Annotated in this window: 18 protein-coding genes; 16 read left to right on the plus strand and 2 right to left on the minus strand. The window is 35.2% G+C overall.

The features are described 5' to 3' along the window. Window positions 1-26 precede the first annotated feature (26 nt). The 4 genes from QTL86_RS00395 to QTL86_RS00410 all read left to right on the plus strand — a co-directional run bounded on the left by QTL86_RS00395 (window position 27) and on the right by QTL86_RS00410 (window position 3,273). Window positions 27-995 (plus strand): alpha/beta hydrolase, encoded by a 969-nt coding sequence (locus QTL86_RS00395; RefSeq protein ID WP_410496169.1) that lies wholly within the window; start codon window positions 27-29, stop codon window positions 993-995. A gap of 95 nt (window positions 996-1,090) precedes the next feature. Beyond that, the gene (locus QTL86_RS00400; RefSeq protein WP_410496170.1) at window positions 1,091-1,444 is read left to right on the plus strand and encodes a YmaF family protein; all 354 of its coding nucleotides are present in this window, start codon (window positions 1,091-1,093) and stop codon (window positions 1,442-1,444) included. Between the two features lie 128 nt (window positions 1,445-1,572). Further along, window positions 1,573-2,919 (plus strand): GyrI-like domain-containing protein, encoded by a 1,347-nt coding sequence (locus QTL86_RS00405; RefSeq protein ID WP_410496171.1) that lies wholly within the window; start codon window positions 1,573-1,575, stop codon window positions 2,917-2,919. Continuing rightward, window positions 2,920-3,273, plus strand: coding sequence for a hypothetical protein (locus tag QTL86_RS00410; protein WP_127067561.1), 354 nt, complete (start codon window positions 2,920-2,922; stop codon window positions 3,271-3,273). Window positions 3,274-3,473: 200 nt separating this feature from the next. Here QTL86_RS00410 and QTL86_RS00415 read toward each other — a convergent pair whose 3' ends face one another. After that, complete coding sequence (locus tag QTL86_RS00415) at window positions 3,474-4,322, minus strand: aminoglycoside 6-adenylyltransferase (RefSeq protein WP_410496172.1); 849 nt, start codon at window positions 4,320-4,322, stop codon at window positions 3,474-3,476. Between the two features lie 85 nt (window positions 4,323-4,407). Next, window positions 4,408-5,247 (minus strand): helix-turn-helix domain-containing protein, encoded by an 840-nt coding sequence (locus QTL86_RS00420; RefSeq protein WP_410496173.1) that lies wholly within the window; start codon window positions 5,245-5,247, stop codon window positions 4,408-4,410. 295 nt (window positions 5,248-5,542) lie between these two features. Between QTL86_RS00420 and QTL86_RS00425 the strand changes: the two genes are divergently transcribed. The 12 genes from QTL86_RS00425 (at window position 5,543) to QTL86_RS00480 (ending at window position 17,328) form a co-directional block, all read left to right on the plus strand. Beyond that, a complete protein-coding gene (locus QTL86_RS00425) occupies window positions 5,543-6,340 on the plus strand; it encodes an SDR family NAD(P)-dependent oxidoreductase (RefSeq protein ID WP_013658258.1) in 798 nt (265 codons plus the stop codon). Window positions 6,341-6,814: 474 nt separating this feature from the next. After that, window positions 6,815-7,570, plus strand: coding sequence for a Fe-S cluster assembly ATPase SufC (sufC, locus tag QTL86_RS00430; RefSeq protein ID WP_013658257.1), 756 nt, complete (start codon window positions 6,815-6,817; stop codon window positions 7,568-7,570). Continuing rightward, window positions 7,567-8,964, plus strand: a complete 1,398-nt coding sequence (gene sufB, locus QTL86_RS00435) for a Fe-S cluster assembly protein SufB (protein WP_013658256.1) — start codon at window positions 7,567-7,569, stop codon at window positions 8,962-8,964. The genes sufC and sufB overlap by 4 nt, the downstream gene beginning before the upstream one ends. An 11-nt stretch (window positions 8,965-8,975) precedes the next feature. Further along, window positions 8,976-9,719, plus strand: coding sequence for a SufB/SufD family protein (locus QTL86_RS00440; protein WP_013658255.1), 744 nt, complete (start codon window positions 8,976-8,978; stop codon window positions 9,717-9,719). Next, window positions 9,716-10,951: an aminotransferase class V-fold PLP-dependent enzyme gene (locus tag QTL86_RS00445; RefSeq protein ID WP_410496174.1), complete on the plus strand. Its 1,236-nt coding sequence runs from the start codon at window positions 9,716-9,718 to the stop codon at window positions 10,949-10,951. Before QTL86_RS00440 ends, QTL86_RS00445 begins: the two co-directional genes overlap by 4 nt. Continuing rightward, complete coding sequence (sufU, locus tag QTL86_RS00450) at window positions 10,941-11,369, plus strand: Fe-S cluster assembly sulfur transfer protein SufU (protein ID WP_013658253.1); 429 nt, start codon at window positions 10,941-10,943, stop codon at window positions 11,367-11,369. Before QTL86_RS00445 ends, sufU begins: the two co-directional genes overlap by 11 nt. Window positions 11,370-11,531: 162 nt before the next feature. After that, window positions 11,532-11,768, plus strand: a complete 237-nt coding sequence (locus QTL86_RS00455; RefSeq protein ID WP_127067555.1) for a purine biosynthesis protein PurH — start codon at window positions 11,532-11,534, stop codon at window positions 11,766-11,768. 234 nt (window positions 11,769-12,002) lie between these two features. Then, window positions 12,003-12,272, plus strand: a complete 270-nt coding sequence (locus QTL86_RS00460) for a hypothetical protein (protein WP_410496175.1) — start codon at window positions 12,003-12,005, stop codon at window positions 12,270-12,272. Between the two features lie 10 nt (window positions 12,273-12,282). Continuing rightward, the gene (gene fliB, locus QTL86_RS00465) at window positions 12,283-13,452 is read left to right on the plus strand and encodes a flagellin lysine-N-methylase (protein WP_410496176.1); all 1,170 of its coding nucleotides are present in this window, start codon (window positions 12,283-12,285) and stop codon (window positions 13,450-13,452) included. Window positions 13,453-13,632: 180 nt separating this feature from the next. Continuing rightward, on the plus strand, window positions 13,633-14,268 hold the full coding sequence (locus tag QTL86_RS00470) for a TetR/AcrR family transcriptional regulator (RefSeq protein WP_410496177.1): 636 nt from the start codon (window positions 13,633-13,635) through the stop codon (window positions 14,266-14,268). Between the two features lie 3 nt (window positions 14,269-14,271). Then, window positions 14,272-15,642 carry a phenylacetate--CoA ligase family protein gene (locus QTL86_RS00475; RefSeq protein WP_410496178.1) on the plus strand — a complete coding sequence of 457 codons (1,371 nt, stop codon included), beginning with the start codon at window positions 14,272-14,274 and terminating at the stop codon, window positions 15,640-15,642. A gap of 129 nt (window positions 15,643-15,771) precedes the next feature. Then, window positions 15,772-17,328 carry a rhomboid family intramembrane serine protease gene (locus tag QTL86_RS00480; RefSeq protein ID WP_410496179.1) on the plus strand — a complete coding sequence of 519 codons (1,557 nt, stop codon included), beginning with the start codon at window positions 15,772-15,774 and terminating at the stop codon, window positions 17,326-17,328. The last annotated feature ends 868 nt before the right edge of the window (window positions 17,329-18,196 follow it).

Here is an 18,196-nt window from a genome sequence, read left to right on the forward strand (position 1 = left end):
AAAAAGTTGTAAAGGAGAATAGATATATGAGGAGAACAGTACCTTTAGAAAGAGAAGCAGAATTGGTTTGTGATAAGAGCTCCAAACCACCTCTTATTTTTCAGCTTCCTCCAGAGCAGGGGCGTGAGGTTTTAGAACGTGCCCAGGATGCACCTGTTTATAAGTATCCAGCTGAAATTAAAATAATACCCGTTCAAACAAGCAATTGGGGGACCATTAATGTCTATTGTGTAATACCGGACAATATCGTAGGCAGCCCTCATGTGATTTACTATATTCATGGAGCAGGCTGGGTATTTGGTAGTTTTCATACGCATGATAAATTAGTGAGAGAACTAGCTGCACGTACACAGTCTATAGTCATATTTCCCGAATATAGCCGATCACCAGAAGCTAAATATCCTACAGCCATTGAGCAGTGCTATGAAGTCATGTGTTTATTACCAGATTTATTAGTACAAGCGAGTTGTAATGCTAGATTAGATACCCTAACAGTTGCTGGAGATAGCGTAGGAGGGAATATGGCAACTATAATGACGATTATGGCTAAGTATAGAAAAGGGCCTAAAATCCATAAGCAGCTCCTCTATTATCCTGTTACAAATGCCTGTTTTTCTACGGAATCCTATTACAAGTTTGCAGTAAATTATTATCTGTATAGAGCAGGCATGATGTGGTTCTGGGATCAGTATACAATGAGTAAAAAGGATCGTAATCAGATAACAGCCTCACCTCTAAGAGCAACTATAGAAGAATTAAAAGAGCTTCCTGATGCCATGGTTTTAAATGGAGAAGCAGATGTGCTAAGAGATGAGGGAGAAGCTTATGCTAGAAGGCTGCGAGAAGCAGGAGTCAGTGTAACAGCTATACGTTTTCAGGCGATCATCCATGATTTTGTAATGCTTAATGCTTTAGACCAAACTAAAGCCTGTCGTGCTGCAATGGATATTTCTACGGAGTGGGTTAATAGAAAAAATGCTGAGGTTATAAAGTAATAAAAATTTTGTCCAATTATTTATTAATGCTAAGAACCATCTGGTGTGAACAGGCATACAATGTACTAGCAATCACGCTAAAGGAGGTTATAAGCATGAGTTGTAGGCAAAAACCATGTCCACAAAATCCACGTCCACAAACACATGTACACGAAGTTCAAGGAAGTGTACAAATAGCTGAAATTCCAGATGACCCACATAATCACCGTTTTGCAACGGTATCAAGTGAGGTAAGATTTAATCCAGATGGAACACATTTTCACATTGTAAAATTCCGTACGGACTTTTATGAAAACCATTACCACGAATTCTGTGGTCCGACATGTAATGACATATGTGTTGGAGATAATAGGCATATACATTTTTTAAAAGATGAAACTGAGTGTAGTGATGGTCACAGACACGAATTCCGTTTTGCAACATTTATCAATGATCCCATTGGTGATTAGTACCTAATATTTTAGCCATAGCACATGCTGGAGGATGGGCTATGGCTGTTTTTTTAGAGAAAAAGTCGGATGTTAGGAAGAGGGAACTGCTATAATAATATCAACTTAGCAAAAGAGGGGGGAGAGCCTTGAATTATTATGAAAGGATTCAAAAAGCTATTGACTACATTGAAGCTTCTCTAGAAGAAGAGATGAAGATAGAGGATATAGCCAAAGAAGCTTTTATGTCAGTATCTAATTTTTACCGGATGTTTTTTGCTATTACAGGTTATCAGGCCAAAGAATACATACGATGTCGCAGAATATCCTGCGCAGCTCGTGATCTTAAACAAGGTAAAGAGAAAATCATAGAGGTGGCTGTAAAATATGCTTACAATAGTGTAGATGCCTTTTCTAGAAGCTTTAAGAGTATTACGGGATTTTTACCTAGTAAGTATACGGATAGCATTAAAAATTATGTTTTTGAAAGGGTTGATGTAATGGACAAGTATTTTGAAGTACAAGATAGTGAGGTTGCAGAGCAGTATCCAGATATTAAAGTTTTAAAAGAAATGAAAGCTATGAGAGTTGCTTACTATTGCTATTACGGAAAAAATCCTGAAGATGGTGCCTTTAGCGTCATGCAGGACTGGGTTAAGAAAAATAATATAGATATTAATAATGGGAATTATCGTATCTTTGGTTATAACGCACCCGATACGGATGCATCTGGAGAAGAGTATGGCTATGAGGTGTGTATTACTATTCCAGAAGATTTAGTAGTGGAAGATGAAAAGGTAAAGACTAAAGAGCTGAGTGGCGGATTATATGCAGTAACGGCTATTAAGCGTGGCGAATGCCTTGGAGAAGCAATTATAAAAGGCTGGCAGAGATTTCAAAAGTGGTTAGAGGGAAGTAAATATGTCTATGGGGAGGCACAATGGCTTGAGGAACATCTAGGTTTTACACAAGACATGGAGCATATTGGTGGAGTGGATTTATATATGCCTATCCTATTACGTAGTGATTTAAAGGCAGAGGAAACGGAAGAGCTACTTTCTCCTCTGACCTGTGTTTCTTATACTGTAAAAGGTAAAAATGCAGAAAATAAAGCAAGAAAATATTTATTTGATTGGGCAAAAAACAATGGGATTGAGTTTCAAAAAGCTGAGACAAGGCTATTTGCCTTTTACAACTTTGAAAAGATAGGAACACCGGAGTATTTTTATACCTTATATTTAACTATTCCAGAAGCGCTTGAAATAAAGGATGAGAAGCTTATAAAGGAAACATTTACAGGTGGTTTATATTTAAAACGGTTCATAAAGTATAAAATGAATAGCCAATCTTGGTTTAATTTTATTAAATCCATAGAGTATAATGAGAAGTATTGTTTTGGAAGTCATCATTTTATGGAGGAGTATGTGATTAATGAACCAATGATTGATGGCGATACAGACATTGTACAATATATGCCAGTAATGAGGAGGATTTAGATGGAACTAATGATGCAGCCTAATCCATGTGCTTGTGGTCAAGCATGTATAGCAATGATTGCAAATAAAAGTATTGAGGAAGTTTTCAAGGTGATGAAGACAGAAGGACCAACCTCAATAGGTCAACTGATCGAGGCCCTTGATTACTATAAGATTAAACATGCAGAAAAAAACGTGAGAATTTCAAAGAAGAATCCAATGCCTTCAGAGTATGCTATTTTAACAGTACATATGCCAACTTATACACATTGGGTCTTATTGTATAACCAGCAATATTATGATCCAGAGTTTGGCCTTCTAGAGTCGTGCCATCCCGAAGGAAAGATTACCTCCTTTCTTGCAATTTATGAATAATAGGGGTATAAAGGAACAAATAATGATAACAAGCCATTAGAGGTGATATAGGTGGCAACTTTAAGTTAGTTAATAGATTAAATGAATTTGTTCCTGCAAGGTGTTAAAGTCTAATAAAAAACACGAAGGCCATGAATCAAATAGTCATTGCTCTTCGTGTTTTTTATTAGATGGTTTTATGAGATGATAAAGCTAGAAGATTAGCTCCAGTTATCGGAAGCCAATCTTTTATAAAAGTAAGCAATAATTTGTTCAGAGGCCAAAGTAGGATATTCAAGGCTCTTCGCTCTACAAATTTCTTCAGCATCTTGTTTAAAAAGAACCATACTTTTTTTGACAGCAGCTTCTAGGCTGCAAAGATCTGCTTTAGAAAAATAAGCTTTTAAGTGTTCTTGTTTTTCATTAGGGATACAGTGTTTTACTTTGCTTTCCCAGGCACCCCAATCTAAGTTATCATAGTAGGATAGTAGTAAATCCACATGTGAATGAAATAAGAACTCTTGGATGTTTTTTATTAATTTGAAGATATCATTTCTTTTGAAGTATTTAATCAGCATCTCAATATGGAACCAGTAAGTATCTATGGCTCTTAGGGTGTTAGGAATGTAGTTATCTGTGCGATAGCCTTTGTCAAGAAAATCAGCTACCTCCCCTGTTTGGTCAAAAAGAATATGCTCCTTGGTACAACCCTTACAGTGTTGTTTGCACATCCAAGCTTCTGGGTGGTCCTGATTAATAATAAAAAAGTCTAATTGATGGAGATTATCTCCCAGGCGAATGACACTGCAGTAATTTTTGAAGGAAGCATCATTAAAGCTCTCTGGCCAAAGGATTAAAAGCTCATCGGAAACAGCCCTAAGAAAATAGGGAACGTCTGCCGCAAAGGCTTCAAAATCTTTATCTGCTACCAAAAAAACTGGATCGTAATCAGAATAAATATCATCTTGCCCTCGGCTAATAGAGCCATAATGCCAACCTCCTTTACAACGCATATCCTTTTTCAAGAGCGCTAGCATATTATGAAAGGCTACCTCTAAATCTTTATGCATAACCCCACCTCCATTATTTATATTGTCATTTTACAACACAACTTGAAGTGGGTATTGTTTATTATTTACTTAAGATGGTTAAATCTTATCTTTTGGCAAATTGATTCTTATATTTATTTGGAGTTGTACCATAGGCTTTTTTAAAAGCCTCAATAAAGGCTTTTACATTAGGAAAACCATTGTTTAAAGCAAGCTCTGTTATAGAGTGAGTGCTATTTAGCAGTTCTTTATGGGCGTGATATAGTCTGATGTGTGTTAAATAACTATGTACGGTTTCATTAGTAGCGTTCTTGAAAAAGCGAGAAAAATAGTTAGGAGACATGCCGATGTAAGTCGCAATCTCTGATAGCGAAAGATCATCTTCATAATGATTTTCTATAAAGGCAATGACTTTCCTAATATCTACCATACTTTTTACCTCAGGCTTACTTAGATTTTTTTCTTGCCTTTTATGCTTACAATTTTTTAGCAAAATAAGGCAGAGCTTTCTGAGAGCAATAGAGAGTTCTAATTCATAGTAAGCATCTTTCTTTTCTGAGAGTTTGGCACACTCTAGAATAAGCTTTTTGAGTTGCTGATGAATCGTATCATTGCCACTCCAATTAAAATAATAAGTATCTACATCAGGGCAGTACTCCTTGAGTAAATCATAAGAGAGTAAAAGTGTAATAGCCCGCATGTGATTTTGATCCACTGCATCAGTTTCATGTAAATCACTACTATTGACGAAAAAAATATCTCCTGGAGGAATAGTTACAGAGTTGCCGTTAATGACTCCTTTGATTATTCCTTCTAGCACCAAATTAAACTCTAAATGGGTATGCCAGTGTAGGGGATAATGACAATTCATACATTGGCTATTACCAATATAAATCTGAGCAGGTATATTACCTTGATTCTCTACCTTTTCTTGATAATAATTCATATATCCCTCCATAAATGGTTATTTTTCTTCTAAGCAGCTATTTAAAACGTCATGAAGCATAGGAAATTACTTACTTATTTTATCTTTTTTATAATAATCTATTATCACATATCTGATTCTATAAAACAATAAAGCAGAATGAATAGATAGTATATTAGTATAACATGAATAACGATTTCAAAATTTCCTATGATATTAAAAGGCTTTAAAATAAAGATTGCGTTTATAATAATTATATATGGGAGATATAAACTTATGGGGAACATAAAAATAGCTTGTATAGGAGGAAAACATCATGAGATTACAAGGTAAAGTAGTATTAGTAACAGCTTCTACAAGAGGAATTGGATTAGCTTGCGTGGAACGTTTGGCAAAAGAAGGCGCTACTGTGTATATGGGTGCTAGAAATGTAGAACGTGCCAAGGAGATTGCAAGTGAATTAAATATAGAAGGTTATCAGGTAAAGGTTGTTTATAATGACGCAACAGTAAAAGAAAGTTATAAAACTATGGTAGAAGAAGTAGTTAGCCAAGAAGGGAAAATAGATATATTAGTGAATAACTTTGGAACCTCTAATCCAAAAGTAGATTTAGATATTAAGACTACGGATTATAATGAATTTATTGGAACGGTAGATATCAATTTAGCTAGCGTATTTTTATCATCACAAGCAGCTATTCCACATATGGCAGCAAATGGAGGAGGAAGTATTATCAACATCTCTTCTATTGGTGGTATTCGCCCAGATATCTCTCAAATTGGTTATGGAACAAGTAAAGCTGCTATTAATTATTTAACAAAGCTTATTGCTACCCAATGTGCAAGAGACAATATTCGTTGCAATGCAGTGCTTCCTGGGATGACTGCAACAGATGCTGTAAATAATAATCTATCAGATGCATTCAAAGAATTCTTCTTAAAACATACACCAATTAAGCGTATGGGATTACCAGAAGAAATTGCAGGAACAGTATTATACTTTGCAAGTGATGACTCTGCTTATACAACTGGTCAGATTGTAGATGTTTCAGGTGGATTTGGCATGCCAACACCTGTATATGGGGATATGATTGAACTTAAGAGCAAGAGATAAAAACAAAATGCCCTTGCTATTATTAAGAGTAGCAAGGGCATTTGTTAAATTTTTACAACATAATTTCTCATAAATCGCACATACTAGTATTGTAAAACCAAACCAAATTGAATGTAGGAGGGAACAAAGATGAATAATCAAAGTAACCAAAGCATTCTCGACTCGGAGGCTTACGCAGACAATGGTGCTGGAGATGGGCCAAAAGGAACTTAAGGCTTATAGGATTTGAAAAAATCTTATAAGTCGGTAAGGTTTTATAACTCATAAGGACCGACTTATCTATCATACAATGTATGAATTTAAGTAGGTCCTTTTAGTGTGCAACGAATTACATAGTATAAAAAATATAAAGATTAACAAGATTAAAACATAAATATAAGATAAAAAATATTGACTAATAATTATTATTGGCTTACAATTAATCCATAGTAAGTTACTCGGAATTAAAATGTATTTGATAAAGGAGAAATTCTAATGGAAGAATTAATTAAAATAAATGATTTACATGTAGAAGTAGAAGGAAAAGAAATTTTAAAAGGTCTTAATTTAACGATTAAGCCAGGTGAAATTCACGTTATTATGGGACCTAATGGAGCTGGTAAGTCTACCTTAGCAAGTAGTATTATGGGGCATCCGAAATATGAGGTAACAAGTGGAGAAATCTTATTTGAAGGAGAAAGCCTAGAAGAAGTTTCAGTAACAGAACGCGCTAGAAAAGGAATCTTTTTATCTTTTCAATATCCTGAAGAAATCAATGGGGTTACTATAGAGAACTTTATTCGCAGCGCTAAAATGGCAAGAAGCACTGAGCCTGTAAGATTAGTTGCTTTTAGAAAAGCTTTAGAAGAGAAGATGGAGGAGCTTAGTATTTCTAAAGAATATAGAGATAGGTATTTAAATGTAGGCTTTTCAGGTGGTGAAAAAAAGAAAAGCGAAGTTCTTCAGATGGCAATGCTACAACCCAAGCTTGCTATGCTAGATGAAACAGACTCTGGACTTGATGTAGATGCTACTAAAATTGTTTCAGAAGGTATACTGAAAGTAGCTAATGAAAACAATGCCTTTTTAATCGTGACACATCATAATCATATGCTTCAAGAGATTAAACCAGATTATGTTCATGTATTAGTGGCAGGAACTATTGTCAAAACAGGTGGTATGGAAATCGTTAAAGATATAGAAGCAAATGGATATGGTAAATATCTTCAAAAAGAAGGTGTGAATCTATGAGAACAGTAGTAGATGATGTCGAAAGAGGCATATATGATATTAAGAACAAAGATGAATATAGTTACAGAACTGAAAAAGGGCTGACTGAAGATGTTATTAGAGCTATTTCAAAAGAAAAAAATGAGCCACAGTGGATGCTAGACTTTAGATTAAAATCACTGGCTATTTATAATAGCATACCTGTGCCAACATGGGGACCAGATCTTAGTGAATTAGATATTGATAATATTATAACTTATGTAAGACCTAAATCACAGCTAAGTGATAACTGGGAAAATGTAGATCAAACTATAGCTAATACTTTTGATAGACTGGGTATTCAAGAAGCAGAATCCTCTAGCTTAGCAGGTGTAGGTGCACAATATGATTCAGAGGTAGTTTATCACTCTATTCAACGTGAGTTAGAAGCTCAGGGGGTTGTTTATACAGATTTCGAAACAGCTTGTAGAGACTATGAAGAGATTGTAAGAGAGTATTTTATGAAGTGTGTACCACCTAGTGATCATAAATTTGCAGCTTTACATGGGGCAGTTTTCTCAGGAGGCTCATTTGTATATGTCCCTAAAGGCGTACAGGTGAATATGCCTCTTCAATCCTATTTTAGACTGAATGCACCTGGAGCAGGTCAATTTGAACATACTCTGATTATCGTAGAAGAAGGTGCAAGTTTACATTTTATAGAAGGATGTTCAGCTCCAAAACACAATGTTATTAATTTACATGCAGGCTGTGTAGAGCTTTATGTTAAAGAAAATGCAAGACTAAGGTATTCAACAATAGAAAACTGGTCCAAAAATATGTATAACTTAAATACGAAAAGGGCAATGATTCATAAAAATGCCCATATGGAATGGGTATCAGGATCTTTTGGTTCTAGAGTGTCTATGTTATACCCTATGAGTGTCTTAATCGGAGAAGGAGCAAGTAGTGATTTTACAGGGATTACCTTTGCAGCAAAGGGACAAAACTTGGATACAGGAGCAAAGGTGGCACACCTTGCACCACATACTAAATCGACTATTCATACAAGGTCTATTTCTAAGGCTGGTGGAGAGACAACCTACAGAGGATTGGTTAAGATATCACCTAAGGCATATGGTTCTAAAGCATCAGTCAATTGTGATGCATTAATGCTAGATGATATATCAGCATCTCATACAGTTCCTGTTATGGATATTAAAAATGATGATGTAGAAATCGCCCATGAAGCAAAAATAGGTAAAATCAGTGATGAAGCTATTTTTTATCTTATGAGCCGCGGACTTACAGAGGAAGAAGCAGTAGGACTCATTGTAAGAGGCTTCGTAGATCCTATAGCGAAAGAATTGCCAGTAGCTTATGCTGTCGAACTGAATAACCTAATTAACTTAGAGATGAAGGGAACTATTGGATAGGAGGTGGAGAAATGACGGAGTTACAATCTAATTATATAGAAGACTATACAAAGCAAAGCCAGTTACTCATTATAAAAGAAGACATGTCTGGTAAGGAAAAGCATATTACCCTCGGTAGAGGTTCCTATTTAAAATTAGCAATGATTAATGAGATTAACCAAGAAGAAGAGGCTATTTTTAAGCTCAGCGTAGAACTAGAAGATGATGCCAAGTTAGAGCTGACGACGCTTTACCTAGGAAAAGGTAAAAATAAAGAGAGCATTACCATCTATCTTAATGGAGATGGTTCAAGGTGTAAACTAAAAGCAGGTTATCTCATAGATGAACAAACAACTCATATGATGGCATATGATGTGTTCCATAAAGGCAAACGAACGATTTCTGATGTCATTGTAAAAGGAGCACTTCAAGATGAAGCACATAAAGACTTTAAGGGAAATTTATATTTCAAACAAGGGGCTAAAGGAGCTAAAGGTTCTGAGATAGAAGATGCTATTTTATTAAGCCCTAACGCTAAGTCCTATGCAGTACCAGCGCTCTGGTGCGATGAGGATGATATTATGGGAAATCACTCTGCATCTTCTGGTAAACTTTCAAAAGATAAGTTATTTTATCTGATGAGTCGTGGTTTATCAGAAGAACAAAGCAAATGTCTCATGGTGGAAGCTGAGCTTGCTCCTATTTTAGATGAAATAGAAGAAGTGGAAATGAGAGAAAGCATTTCAAATGAAATAAGTAGGAGGATAGGAAAATGAAACAACTTGCATTAGAAACTTTGGTTCCAAAGACTGACTTTCCTATTCTCGGTGAAATCATTAATGAACAAGCCTTAGTTTATTTGGATAATGCAGCCACTACTCAAAGACCACTAGCTGTACTAGAAAAAACAAGAACCTATGTATTGCATCAGTATTCTAATGCAGGAAGAAGTGGTCATGTATTAGCAGAAAGAGCCTATGAAGCCTTGGAAAATACAAGAGAAAAGGTGAGAGATTTTATAGGCGCAGCGTCAAAGGAACAAATTATTTTCACTAGATCTGCAACAGAAAGTTTAAATATGATTGCGACAGGCTATACACAGATTGAAGAAGGGGATGAAATCGTCGTACTTATTTCTGAGCATCATGCCAATCTGTTACCTTGGCAGCGTATAGCAAAGCTAAAAAAAGCGCATTTAAAGTATATGTATTTAAATGATGCCCTAAAGCTTACTGAAGAAGAAATAGAAAGAAAGATAACAAATAAGACTAAGGTTGTGGCTGTAGCACATGTTTCTAATGTGCTAGGCTACAAAATACCTATAGAAAAAGTGGCAAAAAGAGCTCACGAGCAAGGTGCCATTCTCGTTGTAGATGCGACACAAAGTGTGCCACATTGTAAGGTAGATGTGAAAGAGTTGGATGCGGACTTTATGGCTTTTTCAGCTCATAAGATGTTAGGGCCTACTGGTGTAGGTGTTCTATATGGAAAGCTCAATCATTTAGAAAAGCTAGAGCCTCTTTTATTAGGTGGAGGCATGGTTGAATATGTAGAGGAACAGAGTGTTTCTTTTTCAGACCTTCCTTCTAGATTAGAAGCAGGTACCATCAATGTAGAAGGCATTGTAGGACTAGGTGCGGCTATAGATTACTTAAAGGATATAGGAATGGACCGTATAGAAGCCCATGAGCAAGCTATAGCTGCTTATGCAATAAAAAGACTTCAAGACCTTCCTTATATTCAGCTTTTAGGAGACAGTTTAGAAGATAAGTTGGGAGTAGTAGCTTTCAATGTAGAAGGCATACATGCACATGATGTAGGAAGTATATTAGATGCACAGGGAATTGCTATTCGAGTAGGTCACCATTGTGCTCATCCACTGATGCATTATTTACATGTGCCAGCTTGCTGTAGAGCATCCTTTTATTTGTATAATAGCTCATCAGATGTAGACCGTTTAATAGAAGGCTTAAAAGAAGTAAGGAGGGTGATGAGACTTGAACCTTGATTTGATTTATACAGAGTTAATTGCAGAGCATAGTCAGTATTCTCCTTATAAGGGAGAGTTAGAGGAAGCAACAATAAGAGAGAGGGGACATAACCCTTCTTGTGGAGATGATATCCATTTAGATATTTGTATTGAAGATGGGAAAGTAGCAAAGATGAGATTTCATGGTGTAGGTTGTGCTATATCTCAGGCCTCTACTTCTATGATGATTGAACTTTTAGAAGGAAAGACAGTAGATGAAGCAATGGAGCTAGCAGAGACTTTTATTAAAATGATTAAAAAGGAAATTACCTCAGAAGAAGAGCTAGCTGTACTTGAAGATGCTATGACCTTCCAGTCCATCTCTACCATGCCAGCGCGTGTAAAATGTGCAGTGCTATCTTGGTATACCCTTAAAAAAGCCATAGAAAAGCTATAAAAGGGATAATAAAAATAAACTTAAGAATAAGAGATAAAAATAAAGGGCCTTTGCTATGATGATAAGTAGCAAGGGCCTTTGTTAAGATTTATTGTAGAGTGTAATTTGTTCAATGTAGTATCTGTGATATAATAAGAGCATATGAATGAAAAGAGGCATAATATGGAGCAATATTTAATTAAAAATACAACAAAAGAACAAAGAGAACAGATTGTAAAAGATGCACTTGGTTATAGTGATTTAGGTTGTGAAGATGGTGGGGGCAGATATGGCTATGATTTTTATGAACCATATATTAATGGAGAAAAAGAACTTTCTGAACTTAACCAAGCATTTAGAGCTGCTTATGTAAGTGAAAGTAAGGAAAGACCTAGTAGTGGCTGTAGTTACGCTAGATAGTAGAACTTACTGGGCTTATGAACCCTAATGATATGAAAGGGCTATAAAACTGTAGAAAAGCGAGGTTGTTATTAAACATCCTCTTATTTTATTTGGATTAGGTGCGCTTAGGGGCGGATGATAGTACTGATTTATGCTAGTGAACGCAGCGTTTTCATACCAATGACCATAGCTTTATGATAAGATAAAATGTAGCAAAAAGCTAAAGTAGTAAAAAAGAAAGGAAATAGAGTAATGTATTACGTACCAGATGGAACTAAAAAATGTGGCTACTATGAGTGCAGCGAATGTGGCACTAGATTTTTATCTTTGCACTTAGAAGAAATCATAGATTGTCCTTACTGTGAAAAGGATTTTGACCCTGAGATTGGGCCTGATGAAGTCATGGAAGCAATCACCTCTAAGGCTCAGCTAGTTAAAATAATAGAAGGTGAAGACATAGAAATGTGGGATAAGCTTTTAAGTCTTGCTATTACAGGCGGAGACGAAGACGACTGGATATAAGGAGTATGGCATGAGTAATACAATTAAAGTGAATTATTATGATCAGTTTAAGTGCATTGCAGACAAGTGTTCTTTATCTTGCTGCCAGGAATGGCGAATTGCTGTAGATGATGAGACGCATCAAAAATGGCAGGGAGTTCAATTACAAGGAGTAACAGAAGCTGGTAAAAATAAGGAACCTCTTGAGTTATGTAGCTGTGTAAAAAAAGATGAAAATGGTTATGTTGTGGCCTTAAAACAGGATCAGCAATGTCCGTTTTTAAATCAAAAAAAGCTTTGTAATTTAGTCATTGAGTTAGGGGACGAGTACTTATCAGATACCTGTACTACTTTTCCAAGACAGATCAATGAATTTGGAGAAAGAACAGAGTACTCGCTGGCTTCTTGTTGCCCAGCAGTAGTAGATTTGCTAAATGAAAATGAAGGAAAACTCCAGTTTCAGCAAGAAGGAAGCAGCAAACAAAGTGATGAAGTACTAATGGCCGTACGTGATATGCTGATAGCAGTTATGGAAGAAGAGAGCTATTCGGTGCCAGAACGCTTAATGATGCTATTTTATGCACTTTTAGACCTTCAGACGAAGAAAAAGTTAACGCAGGAACAGATTAAAAGTCATTCAGCAAAAAAATATCTAGAGCCTGTAGTAGAGGCTATTAGAAACATGAAATTTGACTTAATGGATACCTTTTTTGAAAGAAATGAACTTTTCTTAGATATTGTAGAGAATTACCGAAAGCAAAAGCTGTACGTTAACTATATAGAAGAGATTTCAGTATTAGCAGAGTCATTAGAAGAAGAATATTCTGATGAAGAGCTTTTAGAAAAGCTAGAAGACTTTGAAGCACAATTAATTCCTTATGAAAAACTATTCAAAAATTATTTAGTAGCTGAACTTTTTGGTAACTCATTGATGCCTGATATGACACTAGAAGATTTAATCATTGCTTTTGAGTGGATTACCTTAGAATATAGTGTTATTAAGCAAGGGATTTTCTTAAAATGGTTATCAGGAGGTAGTAAGGAAATGACTTATACTATGGTTCGTGACTATATAACAGTGATTTCAAGAATAACAGGTTATGACCATAGTGATATCAAGGAGTACTTAGAAAATAGCTTTGAAAGTATTATTTGGGAGTGGGGATACCTAGCGCTTGTTGTTGGTCATGAGAAAATTTAATAGATAGTACTTAAGTAAATAAAAGGGCTGATAAGAAATAAAGCTGTGCTAACAGCGTTATTTCTTATCAGCCCTTTTGGATAAAATAAACTAAATGAACTAAATTGACTAATGAGTCAATGTGAAGTATAATTAATAGAAAATAAACATAAAACAGAAAAATGGATATAGGGGTTAAAGATGAAAGAGGAACAACTAAGTAAAATAAGTGAGCAACGCAGAGAAGCCATATTAAAAAGTGCAATAATAGAATTTTCACAGAAACCTTATAAAGAAGCCAGTACAGATCAAATAACAAAACAATGTGGCATTTCAAAAGGATTACTTTTTCACTACTTCAAAAGTAAGAAGGATTTGTATTTAGTTTGCTTAGAGCAAGCACTTATGAGGCTTATGACAAAAACGAAGGAGACTAAAGGTGAAGCATTTTATGAGATTATTTTCTCGGCTATGGACCATAAGTTTAACCAGTGTTTAGTTTTTCCAGAGGAAATGAGAATGGTGAATATGGCAGCTAGAGAAATGAGTAAGGATGTATTTGAGGAAAAAAGTAAACTACTGATGCGTTATATTCTAAAGGGAAAAGAAGAATCAGCTAAAACCATGACAAGAGCAGTATCTACGTTGAAGTTACGAGAACCACAAAATCCTAAAGTGACAGCAGCACTTTTAGTGTATGTTAATGCAGTAATGAACCACTATTTAGAGTTATATAAGGAACGACCAGATGACTTTTTTGCAAAAGCTGGTGAAATTAAGAAGGAGCTGAAAGCATATTTAGATTGCATGCTATATGGTATTGTAGGGGAGGAATAGTAGATGAAGAAAATAGGCTTGATAAAGGGTATGAGATTATGTGCTAAGTATCAAAAACTAAGTGAGACTGAAAAAAGTCAAGTACGTCATAAAAGACTACATGAGATGGTAGATTATGCAAGAACTCATAGTCCCTATTATAATCAGTTGTATAAAGACTTAGAAGAGGACTATACACTATCAGATTTACCACCCGTCAATAAGAGCGAGCTTATGGCACATTTTGATGAGTGGCTGACAGACAGAAAAGTTAAGCTAGAGGATATTCGTGTATTTATGGAGAACCTAGATAACATCGGTCGTAAGTTTCAAGGAGAATATCTAGTATTTACCACAAGTGGTTCTACAGGAAATCCTCTTGTGAGCTTGTGTGATCGAACAACTAATAATATGATGGGAGCCATTAATGCAGGGAGAACTTTTGCGAGAAAAAGTGATTTAAAGGCTTTTTTTCGTCGCAGAGGAAAGACAATAGGAGTTTTTGCGACTGGAGGTTTTTATTTAGGAAATAGTTCTGTTCGTGCCAGACTTTTATCTATGCCTTGGAAAAAGAAGCAAATAGCAGTCACTAGCGCCTTACTACCTGTAAAACAGATTGTAGAAGAATTAAATAGCTTTCAACCCGCTATGCTTGGAGGATATCCTACAGTATTAGAAGCATTAATAGAAGAACAATTAAATGGTCGATTACATATTAAGCCAGTGCTTATTATGACAGGAGGAGAATATCTTTCTAATACATTAAGAGAACGATTAAGTGAGGTTTTTAAATGTTATGTTCAAACTTCTTATTCTTGTACAGAAGGGGGTACTATAGCTTGTGAGTGCACAGAGCAGCATTTTCATATTAATGAAGATTGGGTTATTGTAGAACCTGTAGATAAGAATAATCAACCTGTAGAAGATGGTGTATTATCAGATAAAATTTTAATGACGAATCTATTTAATTATACACAGCCTTTCATTCGTTATGAGATAACAGACCGTGTTAGAATGCACCATGAGAAATGCAAGTGTGGTAATCCAATGCCTTGGCTTACATTAGAGGGGCGTATGGATGATGTGGCTATTTTTGTAGAAGAGGGACAAATCATAAAAATACCTCCACTTGCACTATATGCTACTTTAAAGGAAATTCATGGAATACAGCGCTTTCAGTTGGTTATTCATGAAGGTAATCAAATAGAACTTCGCTTAATTCCAGTAGAAAATGTTAATATAAATGAAGTATTTGACAAAGCTGTGCAAGTGTTAAAAGACTTTTTAGCTACTCATGGTGTAAAAACAGTAACATGCATCCTTTCAGATGAATATCCTAAGCAGCATCCAAAGAGCGGTAAATTTAAGCATATCATTAACCAATCAAAAGGTTAGGAGTTGTCATTAGTGTTCATTAAAAATACAAGAAAAGTGTGTATAATAGAATAGTAAATAAAGACACTTATCATATAATAAGAAGATAGGAATAAATGGTGATTATTGAATAAGTAAAGAGAGGAAATCATGGAACAAACGTTTATAGAGAAACTCATAAAAAGATTAATAGTTAAGCAAGATTATATTCTTGTACCAAATGAAGAAGGCAGGGTGATCATTGATTCGAGTGTAAATGTTCTCCTTAAGCAAGATAGTCAGTGTATTACTTATATACAGATTATTGATGGAGATAATAGTTCTATTGATATAATCAATGAGAGATTAGAGCAAAAAGATGGAACGTTATTACGTATGGGGGAACAGACCAGAATCTTTGCGTATAGTTTATTTGTTTTTTCAAATGGTATAGATGAAGAGAAGCTAAAACTAATCGAGGAAAGCCAAAGGAATCACGAAACAGAACCCAAGGCTTTTAAAAGCTTTGTAGTAGATACAAGCAGTAAAGAAGTTAAAAAGCTATTTAATAGGCCTAGTACTGATAGAGGACTTTTAAAATTAATCACTAATGTAGTGGAGAAAGATTCAGCAGAAGCTTATGATCAAGTATCAATTGAAACTTTAGTTTTGGACAAGAAGAAAGATTATCAAATCACCTATCAAGTTAAAAAGCCAATGCTTACCTATGGGCTTATTGCGATTAATATTCTGGTGTATTTAGCGTTGGTTTTATATGAAAGAACATCAGGCATAAGTTATGGACAGCTGATTATTCAATTTGGAGCTAAGGTTAACAATTTGATTTTAGAAGGAGAATATTGGCGACTCATTACACCTATATTCTTACATGGTAGTTTGATGCATCTACTAGTTAACTGCTATTCCCTATATATCATAGGTTCTTTAGTAGAACGCCTGTATGGACGAGGTAGATTTATCACAAGCTATCTCATTGCGGGGATTTTAGGAAATCTATGTAGCTTTTTATTTGTACCAGGCCCTTCTGTAGGTGCATCTGGAGCAATATTTGGTTTAATGGGTATATTATTATACTTTGGTTTAGAAAGACCACTTCAATTTAAGGTTTACTTTGGAAGTAGTATTATTACTACTATTCTTATTAATCTAGTTTATGGTTTCTCAAGTACAGGAATAGATAATTTTGCTCATTTAGGCGGCCTTATAGGTGGTTTTTTAGCTATAGGCATACTTTCAAATGTTAAGAAAAAGCGTTGGTATTTTAATAAGCTATTATATGTGCTAGTACTTAGTGTACTGACTGTAGGGGGTATAGCCTATGGCTTTAATAATAGCGAGAGTAAAATCATTCGTAACATGAATACCTTAGACAAACTAGAAGACATGGAAAAATGGGATGAGGTAGAAAAAATAGCAAAAGATATACTAGATATGGACTCACGATATGAGGATAATCAAATAATAGCATTATGGTCACTTATTAGAGCTCAAGGTATTCAAGGAAAGTATGATGAAGCTATCCCGTATTGTAATCAGCTGATAGCCTTAAGTCCAGCAGATGGACATTACATGTTAGGCATCATTTATTATGATCAAGGGGAACTTCAGATGGCAAAAGAAGAACTTTCAGCAGCGGAGGCAGCAGGTGCTGATGCAAAGCAGATTCAGCAACTACTAAGTATTATCCAGCAATATGAGAATCAATAGAAGTAGAAATAGAAATTGGTCGTGAACTTTCCAGAAGTGTTTTCAAGAAAAAAGAAAAGCTGATTCATTTTATTTATAGTAATTGGAGACAGCAAAAATAGCGCCCTAAGTATTCTATATACTTGGGACGCTATTTTTTGTTCCAGACTCTTGAAATTAACTTTTATAACTAACTAATAGACCTTAAACAAGGCGCAAAATGGCTCCTCAGCACGTATGCATTGTAGCTTAGTGCCTACTAGACTAGCTATGAAAGTCAAACCAATGAGTGAGGAGCTCTTATCGTCTTAGCCGGTGCACCCTTATGATAGGAAACTAAGGCTTTAAGACTCTGGTTTAAAACTTTATTTGGTAATGCTACGTATAAAAACCTTTAAAACAACTTATAAGTGGCGCCTTCCTTGCAGCGCACAAGTGAACATTTTCCTTAAGTCCAGAGGTACCTATAACAATAGATTGAGACTTGGCTGACCCGGTCAGTTCCTCAGGTTGAAGCTGTGGTAATTTGCCGTGGGAAGTTATTTATTTTGTTTTTACACTTCTATATATGTGCTCAAAAATCCAAATCCCTAATAAAAAATAAAATTTTCTGTTTTCCTCACTGCGCTACTGTCCTCGAAGTTTATGAGTTCAAAAACGTTTGTAAAAATGAGGTAGCCCTCTCCCTCATTTTCTCCCAAATGTCATTCCTCATAAGCACTGAGACAAACTTCTATTTGCACAGTCAAAAAAATAAACAAAATGAGATTATTAATTTCATATGGGGTTACACGTTTAACCTATTGTAGATGTAAAACTCTAGATGTATATTCATCTTAACACTAAATAAGTATAGAATTTTTGAATATGAATAAAGAGAAAGAGGAAG

It is taken from the genome of Cellulosilyticum sp. ST5 (genome assembly GCF_046529625.1).
GTDB lineage: Bacteria > Bacillota > Clostridia > Lachnospirales > Cellulosilyticaceae > Cellulosilyticum > Cellulosilyticum lentocellum.